The organism is Thiopseudomonas sp. SA1F2-1K (assembly GCF_057443035.1).
In genome coordinates this window covers 385,867-399,566 of sequence record NZ_CM172014.1, presented here as the reverse complement: position 1 = coordinate 399,566, position 13,700 = coordinate 385,867, and the positions used below count along the sequence as shown (strand labels likewise).

Annotated in this window: 12 protein-coding genes; 1 reads left to right on the top strand and 11 read right to left on the bottom strand. The window is 48.0% G+C overall.

Annotated elements, in window-relative coordinates; genetic code table 11:
• Positions 1-98: 98 nt before the first annotated feature.
• From ispH to murJ, 6 genes are all read right to left on the bottom strand, one after another.
• Entirely contained in the window at positions 99-1,046 is a 948-nt protein-coding gene (ispH, locus tag AC2T15_RS01890; RefSeq protein ID WP_486778587.1) for a 4-hydroxy-3-methylbut-2-enyl diphosphate reductase, read from the bottom strand.
• Between the two features lie 15 nt (positions 1,047-1,061).
• Entirely contained in the window at positions 1,062-1,505 is a 444-nt protein-coding gene (gene fkpB / locus AC2T15_RS01885) for an FKBP-type peptidyl-prolyl cis-trans isomerase (protein ID WP_053101148.1), read from the bottom strand.
• Complete coding sequence (gene lspA, locus AC2T15_RS01880; RefSeq protein WP_486778586.1) at positions 1,502-2,005, bottom strand: signal peptidase II; 504 nt, start codon at positions 2,003-2,005, stop codon at positions 1,502-1,504. Before lspA ends, fkpB begins: the two co-directional genes overlap by 4 nt.
• Before the next feature lie 39 nt (positions 2,006-2,044).
• Entirely contained in the window at positions 2,045-4,876 is a 2,832-nt protein-coding gene (ileS, locus tag AC2T15_RS01875) for an isoleucine--tRNA ligase (protein WP_053105977.1), read from the bottom strand.
• A 20-nt stretch (positions 4,877-4,896) separates the two neighbouring features.
• Positions 4,897-5,838 carry a bifunctional riboflavin kinase/FAD synthetase gene (ribF, locus tag AC2T15_RS01870; protein ID WP_053101142.1) on the bottom strand — a complete coding sequence of 314 codons (942 nt, stop codon included), beginning with the start codon at positions 5,836-5,838 and terminating at the stop codon, positions 4,897-4,899.
• Between the two features lie 99 nt (positions 5,839-5,937).
• The gene (gene murJ / locus AC2T15_RS01865; RefSeq protein WP_486778585.1) at positions 5,938-7,506 is read right to left on the bottom strand and encodes a murein biosynthesis integral membrane protein MurJ; all 1,569 of its coding nucleotides are present in this window, start codon (positions 7,504-7,506) and stop codon (positions 5,938-5,940) included.
• Positions 7,507-7,773: 267 nt separating this feature from the next.
• Here murJ and rpsT point away from each other — a divergent pair, with 267 nt between their 5' ends.
• Positions 7,774-8,049 (top strand): 30S ribosomal protein S20, encoded by a 276-nt coding sequence (gene rpsT, locus AC2T15_RS01860; protein ID WP_053101138.1) that lies wholly within the window; start codon positions 7,774-7,776, stop codon positions 8,047-8,049.
• A 143-nt stretch (positions 8,050-8,192) separates the two neighbouring features.
• Here the strand turns inward: rpsT and AC2T15_RS01855 are convergent, their stop codons facing one another.
• The 5 genes from AC2T15_RS01855 to relA form a co-directional block, all read right to left on the bottom strand.
• A complete protein-coding gene (locus AC2T15_RS01855) occupies positions 8,193-9,203 on the bottom strand; it encodes a c-type cytochrome (protein ID WP_286593018.1) in 1,011 nt (336 codons plus the stop codon).
• A 13-nt stretch (positions 9,204-9,216) separates the two neighbouring features.
• Positions 9,217-9,867, bottom strand: coding sequence for a c-type cytochrome (locus AC2T15_RS01850; protein ID WP_053101135.1), 651 nt, complete (start codon positions 9,865-9,867; stop codon positions 9,217-9,219).
• A 135-nt stretch (positions 9,868-10,002) separates the two neighbouring features.
• A complete protein-coding gene (locus AC2T15_RS01845; protein ID WP_053101133.1) occupies positions 10,003-10,539 on the bottom strand; it encodes a DUF2058 domain-containing protein in 537 nt (178 codons plus the stop codon).
• A gap of 27 nt (positions 10,540-10,566) precedes the next feature.
• Positions 10,567-11,421, bottom strand: coding sequence for a nucleoside triphosphate pyrophosphohydrolase (gene mazG, locus AC2T15_RS01840; protein WP_053101132.1), 855 nt, complete (start codon positions 11,419-11,421; stop codon positions 10,567-10,569).
• 26 nt (positions 11,422-11,447) lie between these two features.
• The gene (relA, locus tag AC2T15_RS01835; RefSeq protein WP_053101130.1) at positions 11,448-13,691 is read right to left on the bottom strand and encodes a GTP diphosphokinase; all 2,244 of its coding nucleotides are present in this window, start codon (positions 13,689-13,691) and stop codon (positions 11,448-11,450) included.
• Positions 13,692-13,700 lie beyond the last annotated feature (9 nt).

Here is a 13,700-nt window from a genome sequence, read left to right as displayed (position 1 = left end):
CTCATTTTGCTGAACTGAACCGGCACCTAAGCAGCACCTTTATCGCTTCACTATAAAGTGAGTTTCGGCTCAATCCTTAATCAATTAGTCTATTGCCACTAGTCCACAGCAACGATACGTAACTCTTTCGGCATCGAGAAGGTAACGTTTTCAGGTCGTCCTTCTAGCTCTTGCACCATGTTTGCGCCCCATGCCTGTAATTGCTGAATCACCCCTTGCACTAACACTTCAGGGGCCGAGGCACCAGCAGTCACACCAACACTTTGTTTATTTGCAAACCAGTCTTGGGCCAAGTCTTCAGCACCATCCACTAAATAAGCTGGGGTACCCATACGCTCGGCTAACTCACGTAAACGATTGGAATTTGAGCTATTAGGGCTACCTACCACTAACACCACGTCACACTCAGCAGCCAACTGCTTTACTGCATCTTGACGGTTTTGTGTGGCATAACAAATATCATCTTTACGCGGCCCGGTGATACTTGGAAACTTTTCACGTAAGGCATTAATCACACGACTAGCGTCATCCATTGACAAGGTGGTTTGGGTTACAAAGCACAGGGTTTCCGGATTCTCCACCTCAAGTTTGGCCACATCGGCCTCATCTTCGACTAAGTAAATCCGGCCACCATTACTGGCATCATACTGGCCCATAGTTCCTTCGACCTCAGGATGCCCCTCATGACCTATCAGCACACACTCACGGCCATCGCGACTATAGCGCACCACTTCTAAGTGGACCTTCGTCACTAGCGGGCAAGTGGCGTCAAACACTTTTAAACCGCGGCGAATCGCTTCATCCTGAACCGCTTTAGCTACGCCATGGGCACTAAAAATAACGATCTGATCATCAGGCACCTGATCCAGCTCGTCTACAAATACGGCGCCACGCTCACGTAAGTCCTCGACTACAAACTTGTTATGTACCACTTCGTGACGTACATAAATCGGTGGCTCAAATACTTCAAGCGCACGATTAACAATTTCAATGGCTCGATCCACGCCTGCACAAAAACCCCGTGGATTGGCTAATTTAATTTGCATAATTCACCCTGCGCCTTACGCAGTTTTAGAACCTACATGAATAATTTCAACATCAAAGGTAATGTCTTTACCGGCCAATGGATGATTAAAATCTACTGTCACTTGCTGCTCATCAAAGGCTTTAATCACCCCTGGCAACTCGCCTTGGGCGGCATCCTGGAAAATAACCAATACGCCGTAATCTAGCTCCATATCAGTAAACTGACTACGAGGCATAACTTGTACGTTTTGCGGATTAGGCTGGCCAAATCCTTGCTCGGGCAAAATTGTGAAACTACGTTTATCCCCTGCTTTCAAGCCAAATAATACTTGCTCAAAACCGGGTAACAAGCTGCCATCACCGACGTTAAAGGTTGCTGGGTCTTTATCAAAGGTGCTGTCAACCACATTACCTTCATCAATTTTTAACGCAAAATGCAACGTCACCTGACTGTCGTGACCAATACGTTGCTCGCTCATGGCTGCTCCAATTCGTTAGCTGGCTGTGGCTTTTTAAAGATATCCACAATCAGCATCAAGGCTCCCACGGTAATTGCACTATCGGCCACATTAAACGCGGGGAAATACCACTGGGTCTTCCAGTGGACCAAAATAAAATCCACCACGTGCCCTAAAAACACGCGATCATATAAATTACCTAAGGCCCCACCTAACACTAAGGCTAAGGCAATGGCGGTCCAGCGCTCATTACTTTTTAAGCGTTTTAGCCACACCAGCAAGACACCGCTGACAACCACCGCAATTAAAGCAAATAACCAACGCTGCCAACCAGATTCCGCAGCTAAGAAGCTAAAAGCTGCGCCACGGTTATAGGCTAAAGTCCAGCTAAACAGATCGTCAATCACCGGAATCTGCTGGTAAAGACTAAGATTTGCCACAAACCAATGCTTACTGACTTGGTCTAGCGCGATCACCAGTACTGTGAGCCACAACCAGCCCAGTTGCCCAAGGCGACTCATAACAAGCCACCTTGAACGGTGCTTAACCCAGTGCCTAGGTTATGCATAGTGACGTACCTCACCCTCGCCTTCGAGGTTATCCACACAGCGCCCACAAATCTCTGGGTGTGCTGCATTAACCCCCACATCAGCACGGTGATGCCAACAACGACCACATTTTGGCTGCTCAGACTTTTTCACTAGCAGCTTAAGCCCTTCAACCTCTGTCTCCACAGCTTCCGTCGGTGCCTCGGCTAACGATGCAACGCTGGCAGTTGAAGTAATCAGCACAAAACGCAGCTCATCGCTCAGTTTAGTTAACTGCTCTGCTAATTCAGGCGCTGCATACAGCGTGACTTCTGCTTGTAAGTTACCGCCAATAACCTTGGCATTTCGCTGATTTTCTAGCTCTTTGTTAACTGCAGTTTTAACTTGCATCAACTGCTGCCAGTAACCTTGGTCTAGCTCAGCGCCTTCTGGTAAACGGGCTAAGCCTTCGAACCAAGTACTGAGCATCACGGACTCGTTATGCTCGCCTGGCAGATTCTGCCAAATTTCTTCTGCAGTAAAGGCCAAGACTGGGGCAATCCAGCGCACTAAAGCTTCAGCAATAAGGTACATCGCGGTCTGGCACGAGCGACGCGGCAAGCTATCGGCCCCCGTGGTGTACTGACGGTCTTTAATAATATCTAAGTAAAAACCACCCAGTTCTTGCACACAGAAGTTATGCACTTTTTGATAAACATTATGGAAGCGATACTCTTCATAAGCTTCGATAATTTCATCTTGCAAACGTGCTGCAGCGTCCACTACCCAACGATCTAAATCCACCATTTGTTCAAACGGCACCAAGTCGGTTGCGGGATCAAAACCGTTAAGGTTAGAAAGCAAGAAACGTGCGGTGTTACGGATACGGCGATAAGCATCAGCACTGCGCTGTAAAATGGTGTCAGATACTGCCATTTCGCCGGAGTAGTCAGCCGATGACACCCACAAACGTAAAATATCAGCACCTAAACGATCAATCACTTGCTGCGGAATAATCACGTTGCCCAATGACTTGGACATTTTGTGGCCTTTCTCATCCACAGTGAAACCGTGGGTTAATAAGCCACGATAGGGTGGATGGCCATCAATGGCACAACCCGTTAATAATGATGAGTGGAACCAGCCACGGTGTTGATCCGAACCTTCTAAGTACAAGTCAGCCCGTGGGCCTTCGGCATGACCTAGCGGATGCGAACCACGTAGCACATGCCAGTGAGTGGTACCCGAGTCAAACCATACATCCAGCGTATCGGTCACTTTGTCGTAATCCGCCGCTTCTGCCCCCAGTAACTCTTCTGCCTCAAGCTTAAACCAGGCTTCAATCCCTTGTTGCTCAATACGCTCTGCCACTGCTTCCATTAGCTCAACCGTACGCGGGTGTAACTCACCGGTGGCTTTATGCAGGAAGAATGGGATCGGTACCCCCCAATTACGTTGACGGGAGATACACCAGTCTGGACGCCCTGCAATCATATTGTGCAAACGCGCCTTACCCCAAGCAGGTGTAAATACGGTTTGCTCAATACCTTCAAGTGCACGCTCGCGCAGCGTTTCACCTGCATTGGGCTGCTTATCCATGCCGACAAACCACTGAGCCGTGGCACGATAAATTAAAGGGGTTTTGTGGCGCCAGCAATGCATATAGCTGTGCTGAATCGGTTGATGCTTAAGTAGCGCACCGTTTTCTTGCAGCTTTTCAATAATGCTCGCATTGGCCTTCCAAATGAACTGCCCACCAAAGAACGGCAGATCATCCACATAAACCCCATTGCTTTGCACCGGGTTGAGGATATCGTCATTAGTCATGCCGTACTTTTTGCAGGTATAGAAGTCATCTTCACCATAAGCCGGCGCTGAGTGCACAATACCGGTACCGGCATCTAACTCAACGTAATCCGCAAGATAGGCTGGCGAAAAGCGCTCATACAGAGGATGCTTAAAGCGAATATTTTCTAAGGCTTCACCTTTAGCCCGCGCCACCACAGTGCCGGTTAAACCGTAGCGCTCTAAGTTATGCTCAACCAACGCATCGGCCAGTAATAAATACTTATCACCCACATCCACCAGTGCATATTCAGCTTCTGGATGAATATTTAACGCTTGGTTAGCGGGAATGGTCCAAGGTGTCGTGGTCCAGATTACTACTTGCGCTGACTTGTCTAACTGACTTAAGCCAAAAGCATTGGCTAGTAGGTCCTGGTCTTCACAGATAAAGCCCACGTCAATTGCATCAGACTGTTTGTCTTGGTACTCAATCTCTGCTTCAGCCAATGCAGAGCGGCAATCAAAGCACCAGTTCACTGGCTTTAAACCTTTAAAGACAAAGCCGCCTTCAACCATTTTCGCCAACGCTCGCACTTCACCAGCTTCGTTAGCGTAATCCATGGTTAAGTAGGGATTATCCCAGTCACCTAATACACCCAGACGAATAAAGTCTTGCTTTTGCCCTTCAATTTGCTCAGCGGCATATTCACGGCATAACTCACGGGTTTTATCTGCCGGTAAATTTTTACCGTGGGTGACTTCAACCTTGTGCTCAATTGGCAGACCGTGGCAATCCCAACCTGGAATATAGGGCGCATCAAATCCTGAAAGGGTTTTACTGCGCACAATCATATCTTTAATAATTTTGTTGACTGCATGACCAATATGAATACTGCCGTTGGCGTAGGGAGGGCCATCGTGCAGAATAAAACGAGGGCGACCTTCACCAACTTTACGCATTTTTTGGTACAGATTAATACTGTCCCAGTGCTCCAACATTTTGGGTTCACGTGTTGGCAAGCCAGCTTTCATCGGGAAAGCGGTGGCTGGCAAATTAAGTGTCGCTTTATAGTCGGTCATGTTGTTTCCAAGTCATTCAATCAAAGAGTATGAAATTTTTGCCAATAATCTTTTGCAGTTTTAATATCTGAGGCAATGGCTGCCTGCAAAGCATCAAGTGAAGCAAATTTTTGCTCATCGCGTATTTTGTGTACAAACTCAACACGTAAGCGTTGACCATAGAGATCGCCTTGAAATCCTAGCAGATGCACTTCTAAGTGTGGCAAGCCATCAGTCTCCACGCTAGGCCTAACGCCAATATTAGCTACCGCTGGCCAATGCTGGCCATTATCTAGCGTTGCTTTAACTAAAAACACCCCTTGTAATGGGGCTTTTTTACGCTTGAGCTGTACGTTGGCAGTAGGCGCATTTAAAGTGCGTCCTAGCTTTTTACCGTGTAACACCCGCCCTTTAATCCAGTATTTATGCCCTAATAACTGCTCAGTCAAAGCTAAATCGCCTGCGGCCAATGCTTCGCGCACCCGGGTGCTGCTAATCCGTAACTGTTCATGCTGCACCGTCGTTGTGGGCTCTACGCTAAACTGATAGCGCTGACCTGCCTCTAATAAAAAAGCATAATCACCACTTCGATCACAGCCAAAACGGAAATCATCACCAATTTGTAAATGGCACACATGCAAGCCTGTTACTAGCACTTGCTCAACAAACTGCTCGGCACTGAGCTGACGAAAACGTTCATTAAAGGCGATACACACCACATAGTCGACCCCCGCTTGCTCCAGTAACTGTAGCTTATCAGCTAAGGGCGTTAGTCTGGCTGGGGCTGACTCTGGCGCAAAGTATTCCCGTGGCTGGGGTTCGAAAATCAATACACAAGTAGGTGCTTGCAACTGCTGTGCCGTTTGCTTGAGCCGCTGCAATATCGCTTGATGCCCACGATGCACACCGTCAAAGTCACCAATAGTGACAACAGTGCCCTGTGCAAAAGACGGTAAATTATGAAGTCCGCGAATCAGCTGCATAACGGCTACTTAACTCTAAAAATGTTCGATTATAACCACAATCCCTGCCCTTTCGCAGCTATCTGCCGCCAAGAATCTGCTAAGTAACACTCAACAACATTAACGTCGCAGATCCCGTGGGCGTAACCCCATCAGTGCAAGAGCAATAACAAAGGTGGTGATTCCGGCGACGACTAAAATACTGACTTGCACTGTTCGCTGCTGCCAGCCCCAAGCAAACCACTGGGCTGACGGTTGATTTAACCAAAGAATCACGGCCAACATCGCAGCACAAGCAACTATAAGTTGCAGCACAAACTTACTCCAACCTGGCTGTGGGATAAATACCTTAGCTTTATATAGCCCCCATAATAATAAGCCGGTGTTCAATACCGAGGACATCGAGGTCGCCAGCGCTAACCCCACGTGCTTTAACGGCCAAATCAAAATTAAATTAAAGACCATATTGGCCACCATGCAAATAATCGCAATCCGTACCGGGGTTTTCATATCTTGGCGAGCAAAAAAACCAGGGGCCAATACTTTAATCAGCATAAAAGTCAGCACCCCTAAGGAATAGGCCTGTAGAGCTAACGCAGACTGGGTCACTGCACCTGGTGTCATGGCGCCGTATAAAAATAAAGTAGCAATTAAGGGTTCAGCCAAAAAGCCTAATGCCAAAGCGGCTGGCACCCCCACCAATAGCACCATACGTAATGCCCAATCAATGGTAGCCGAGAATTCTTTGGGATTATCACTGGCATGATGCCGTGACAAAGCAGGTAAAATCACGGTACCGACCGCAATGCCAAAGGCACCAAGCGGTAACTCTGAAAGACGATCAGCGTAATACAACCAAGAAACACTGCCCGTTTCTAAAAACGAAGCCAGAACCGTATCGAGCAATAAGTTAATTTGACTGACGCCTACTCCAAATAGTGCGGGTAGCATCAGCGTCAGAATACGTTTTACCCCTTCATCCTTACGCACCACCTTAGGCGAGGGCAGTAGGCGAATTTTCCATAAAAAAGGCATCTGAAATAAGAGTTGTGCCACCCCAGCAATAAACACCCCCCAAGCCAGTGCCATAATTGGCTCGGCAAAATAAGGGGTTAAAAACAGGGTGGAACCTATCATGCTGATATTAAGTAGCACTGGAGTTACCGCCGGCACCGCAAAACGGCCGTAGCTATTTAAAATACCACCACAAAACGCTGTGAGCGAAATCAGCATTAAATAAGGAAAGGTGATCTGCAGTAACTCTCCAGCCAACTGCATCTTGGCCGGTTCGCCGCGAAATCCAGGAGCAAATAGCATAATAATATAGGGCGACAACACCACGCCCAAGGCAGTCAGTGCCGTGAGAATTAACCCTAGCGTTCCTGCAGTGCGATCAACTAGCTGCTTAACCTCAGCCAAACTGCGCTGGGTGCGATACTCCGAAAGCACCGGCACAAAAGCTTGGGCAAATGCACCTTCGGCAAATAAGCGGCGTAAAAAGTTTGGAATCCGAAAAGCGACAAAAAAAGCATCGGCCGCCGCACTTGAACCAAAATAGCCAGCCACTACCATATCACGCACCATGCCCAGCACCCGTGACAATAAGGTCATCACACTGACAATGGCACTGGATCGTAATAAGCCACTGCCCTTTGCGCTGCTAGCTGGCTGCTTTGTTGCTTCACTCATGCTGAATCTCGCCTCCTCGGAAGTGCGTCAGTTTAGTCATTTGCCAGCAGAGCGACTAGCCCTTATGTGCTAGAGCTGATTAAAAAACGATAAATAACCACACGCACGTGTTTATTCAGCCGAGGTTTCAGGTACAATGCAGCCGCTATAAAAGTTCGCCTCTAGCGCTTTTATCGCTAAAACCAGTTAGTTGCTTGACTTGCCGTAAAACTATAGGCATCATTTGCGACCTAATTTTATTCTAATTGTTTTTCGAGGAGTTCGACTGTGGCCAACAGCCCTTCCGCCAGAAAACGCGCCAAACAGGCTGAGAAGCGTAACAGCCACAACGCCAGCTTACGCTCAATGGTGCGCACCTACATCAAAAATGTAATCAAAGCCATCGACGCTAAAGATTTAGAGAAAGCCCAGGACGCTTATAAAAAAGCCGTTCCAGTTATCGACCGTATGGCCGATAAAGGCATTCTGCACAAGAATAAAGCCGCTCGTCATAAGAGCCGTCTGAACGAGCGCGTTAAGCAGCTCGCTCAAGCAGCCGCTTAATTCAAGTGACTCCTAAAAAGCCGACTTTAAAAGTCGGCTTTTTTGTACTTAACGTTTGGGCAATACCCTCGTGCAATAGGCTGTTCAGACTTAATAAAAAAGCCCCTACTGTTTCCAGTAGAGGCTATCGGTAAAATCAGTACTTACTCTGCAGTATAAGTACGTGCTCGTAACGCATCAGGTTTTAAGAAATCCTTCTCGCCCACGTTATCATGATCCCCTAGCAGCTTACCATTGACCTCTAGCCCATAATTGGTATGGGTATGGAAGGTGTCTAGGTACTTCTGACGGGTTTCTTTAACATCCCCTGTGTAACGTGGCTCTTGAGGACGTTCTTGGCTATTAATGTAATAAGCCACATCCCACGCCTGCTGATCAGTCAAGCTATTAGGACGCCCCAAAGGCATATTGTGCTTCACAAAAGAAGATAGGGTAAAATGTCGCGTAATGCCTGCCCCCCAGTTATAAGAGCCATCTCCCCAAACCGCAGGGAAGATTACTTTCTCATTCTGGACCAAGCCTTCACCATTTTCAGCATGGCAAATGCTGCAGTTTTCTTGGTAAACCTGTTTACCGCGCTCATAATCCATTTTTTGTTCTGGCTCAGGCAGCTTAGGGTAGCCGCGACCATACATTGTTTTACCGTCTTGATAAATCGGTACCCCCTTGGCTAGCCACTGATGATAGGTCGCCAGCGCCACCATATCGTCACTGCCGTACTCGGGTGGTTTACCGTTCATTGAGTAGGAGAAGCAGCCCGCGATACGCTCCTCTAAATTATTCACATGGTCATTTTTCGGACGATAGTTTGGTAGTACCACTGCCGCTGGCCAAACGGGTCCTGCGAAAGGCAAACGACCTTCTCCCATGTGGCAACTGTTACAGTTCATATTGTTAAATACATTTTTGCCACGTAGCTGTTGTGTATTAACAAATAAGTCATGCCCACGCTTAATGACACGCTTTAGCTCTGGGTGCATGTCCGCTTTTTCTAAATCTTCCATAGTCGGCGGCACATGTACATATTCCCCTTCTTTAGGCTGCGGAATATTGAGCGGCATCCGTGGCTCTGCTTCAGCGGCATACACCCCTAAACTAAAAACACTGGCCGCAATGGCTAAGGGTAAGCTGCGCTTAATCAATACATTACTCATCGTGTTATCCCCCTTACTTAGCTGACTGTGCTGGTTGACGTGACAACCATTTGGCAACGGCATCAATATCGGCATCAGTCATCCGCTCAGCAATGGCGAGCATTAAATGCTGCGGATCATTATCGCGCTTACCACTTTTCCAAGCCCGTAACTGATCGGCAATATAGCCTGCATGCTGGCCAGCAATAGCAGGAAAGTGATCGCCTGCTCCTAAGTTATCGGGGCCATGACAGCTACTGCAGGGCACAATATAACGATCCCAGTCGCCCTGGGTTGCAAGCTTTTCACCTAAGGCTAACTGCTCATCGCTAGCATCTTCTCCACCTTTACCTGCAGTAGGCGCCAGCTGGCTATAGTAAAGAGAAACATTTTTTAACTGCTGCTCATCAAACATGCCAACAAACGGCATCATGGTCGGACTTTGGCGTTTACCCGCCTTAATATCCACCAGTTGTTTGTATAGATAATTGGCATTGACGCCAGCAAGCTTTGGCCAAGACTCACCACCGGAAATATTCATTCCCGAGCCATCTGCTTGGTGGCAAGCGACACACACTGCCGCAGTTTGCTCCCCAGCTTTAGCGTCCCCCTCAAGTCCATGGGCAGCAGTAATACTTAAAAACAGGGCTGCAAAGGCAGTCGTTAATTGACTTTTCACCTTCATCCGTACCACTCCTTTTTCCTCATTATCATTATTCGCCTGCAGCTACCACTGCAGAACTTAATTAATAATATGCTATTTTCTTATACTCCATGCGGGCTTAGATCAACTGTTAGCTGCCTTGGCAATTCACACTGATTACCACATAAGATCATCGGGGATTTGATAGTCAGCGTAAGGATCATCCGCCTCTACTTCGTTGGTGGCGGTATTGAGTAATAGGATACGCCGCGGGTCACGCTGCTCGATTTTCTCGGCCGCCTCACGGGGAATAATTTCATAACCACCGCCATGACTCACAATGGCTAAGCTGCCATTACTGAGCTTATTGCGCACCAGCTCATTTACTGCAATGCGTTTTACTTTTTTGTTATCCACAAAGTTGTAAAAATCATCCCCTTCAAACTTAGGCAAACGCGCACTTTCGATCAGCTGCTTAATTTGTGCACGCCGTGCTTTTAATTCGGCTTTTTCTTGCTGCTCGCGGTTTAATTCTTGATCGCGCAAGGCTTTTTCTTCTTGAGCTTTACGTGCCATTTCTTGCGCTGTTACATCCGCTTCAGCCTGCCCTTTTTTAACTAAGCGCTGCTGTTTGCGCTGCTGTTTTTCTGCCTGTTTTGCCTGTTTTTGATTCACTAAACCGGCTTTTAATAACTGATCACGCAAAGAACTCATAAACGTTGTCTCAACCCAAAAATAGTATTACTGCGCTTGCTTGGCTAACTGCCAAAACGCCTCTAACTCAACTAAAGAAAAATCACTCAGGCGTTTACCTGTCGCCTCTGCTTGCTGTTCAACCGAACGAAAACGCTGCTCGAATTTTTTCCCCGCTTGACGCAAGGCTTGTTCAGGATCTACCGATAAATGCCGAGCCAAGTTAACCACACTAAAAAGCACATCACCGATTTCATCCTGAATTGCCGTCGCATCCTGCGCTCTTACTGCTTGCTCAACCTCGGCGATTTCTTCTTGCAGCTTAGCAAATACCGGGGGCAATTGGTCCCAGTCAAATCCACCACTGGCCGCACGCTTTTGTAATTTTACCGCGCGAGTAAGCGCAGGCAATCCCTGAGGAATATCATCTAATAAGGACAACTGCTGTGGAATTCTTTCGCCGGCCTGCGCTTCGCGCTCAGCACGCTCTTCGGCTTTAATTTGCTCCCAGCGCTGCTTAATTTGTCGTTCGCTCAGACGCGGCGCATCCTGCGCGCCATACAGCGTACCTGCAGGAAACACATGGGGATGGCGGCGTACTAATTTTGCCGTCACGCTATGCACCACATCGGCAAACTCAAAGCGCCGTTGCTCTTTAGCAAACTGGGCGTAATACACCACTTGAAACAACAAATCGCCTAGCTCGCCTGGCAACTCACTCCATGCCTCTCGCTCGATGACATCTGCTACCTCATAGGCCTCTTCTAAGGTATGCGGCACAATACTGGCGTAGTCTTGCTTAAGATCCCACGGGCAACCGTGCTCAGGATCCCGTAAACGCTGCATTAAATATAACAAATCCTGTAACTGGTAACGCTGCTCGGCTGCAGACAAACACGCCATGGTTATTTTCTCTCACTCATCAAATACTAGGATGAACGCTGACGACGAGCCTCGATCACGTTCGGCAAGCCATCTATTTGCACCAACAAGCGCGCCAAGCTATCTAACCCTGATACTTCAATGGTTAATTGAATTTGCACGCGGTTTTCTTCTTTATTGACGTGGGTTTGCATCGCCAATACGTTCACTTTTTCATTGAGTAAAATCTGCGTCACATCACGCAGCAGGCCCGAACGATCATAAGCACGAATCTGAATATCCACCGGATAGGTTTGTACCGGCTCACTTCCCCAGCTCACTTGAATCATGCGTTCAGGTTCTTTACTGGCAAGTAACAAAGCGGTAGCGCAATCTTGCCGGTGAATAGTAACGCCTCGCCCTAAAGTGATATAGCCAACAATGCCATCCCCCGGCAGCGGCTGACAACAGCCAGCCATTTGCGTCATTAGGTTGCCAACCCCTTCAATTCGCACCTCATCTTTACTACCTGCATGCTGGGTTGGTTTGCGTGGAATTAACGGCACCGCCGGCTCAGTCGGCGTTTTTGGCTCAACTAACTGCTGGGCTAAGTTGACCGCATGGGTTAACCGCACATCACCGGCACCAATAGCGGCAAACAGGTCTTCACTGTTTTTTAAATTGCAGCGCTCAGCTAATCGCTCAAAGTTAACGGGTAGCAAAGCCAGTCGCGTTAACTCACGCTCAAGCATTTGCTTACCTTCCACTACGTTTTGATCGCGATCTTGCAATTTAAACCAGTGGACAATTTTTGCCCGGGCACGGCTGGTATTTACATAGCCCAAGTTACTGTTGAGCCAATCACGGCTAGGAGAGCCATTTTTGCCGGTAATAATCTCTACCTGCTCACCGGTTTGCAGGTTATAGGTCAGCGGTACAATTCGCCCATTAACCTTAGCCCCTCGGCAATTATGACCAATTTCGGTATGTACCCGGTACGCAAAATCTAGCGGAGTAGAACCCTTCGGCAAATCAATCGCATGACCATCGGGCGTAAACACATACACTCGATCCGGCTCAATATCTACGCGCAGCTGTTCAGCTAGACCGCCAATGTCACCCAACTCTTCATGCCATTCCAGCACCTGACGCAGCCAAGCAATTTTTTCTTCATAATGATCCGAATTGCCCTTCACATCGGTGCCTTTGTAGCGCCAGTGAGCACAAACACCAAGCTCTGCTTCTTCATGCATGGCTTGGGTACGGATTTGCACTTCCAGCACCTTACCTTCGGGCCCAATCACAGCGGTGTGTAAGGAGCGGTAACCATTTTCTTTAGGGTTAGCAATATAGTCGTCAAACTCGCGGGCGATATGGCGCCACAAACTATGCACAATGCCCAGCGCGGTGTAGCAGTCACGTACCTGTGGGACTAAAATCCGCACCGCCCGCACATCATAAATTTCGTTAAAACGCAGTCCTTTTTTCTGCATTTTGCGCCAAATCGAGTAGATATGCTTTACTCGACCGCTAATTTCCGCCTCAATGCCGGCGCTGTCTAGCTCTTGTTTTAACTCGTCCATCACCGCGTTGATGTACTGCTCGCGGTCAATTCGGCGCTCATGCAAGAGACCGGCAATATGCTTATATTGCACCGGCTCTAGGTAACGAAATGAAAGATCTTCCAGCTCCCACTTGATATGACCGATGCCCAACCGATGGGCCAGTGGCGCATAAATATCAAATACTTCGCGGGCAACTCGATAGCGTTTTTCTTCTGGCGCATTTTTTACCGCTCGAATCGCACAGGTACGCTCTGCCAGTTTAATCAGGGCTACCCGTACATCATCCACCATGGCGACTAACATTTTGCGCAGATTCTCGACTTGAGTCTGGGCATTTAGTACCACTGAGTCCTTCGGATTCATGCTGTTGCTAATCGCTGCCATGCGCAATACGCCATCAATCAACTTAGCCACTACCGGGCCAAACTGACTGGTAATTTCAGCTAGCTGCACTTGGCCCTCACGCACCGCACGGTACAAGATCCCAGCAACTAAGGTTTCTTGATCCAGTTTGAGATCAACTAAAATCTGCGCAATTTCTAAGCCAGTTTTTAGGCTCGAGCTATCTTCACTCCACTTTTTATCACTGGCGCCTTGTTTATGCTCAACTTGCTCGGCAAACTCGCATGCCTCTAGCAAGGCTTGATGATCAAGAGTGTCATCAAACTCGCAAAGTTGCTCTACCCAACGGGATAAATCAATTCGCCCGTTAGCCAACAAAGGCTGATCTGCGCGCACCTGTACCATAGCTGTGCA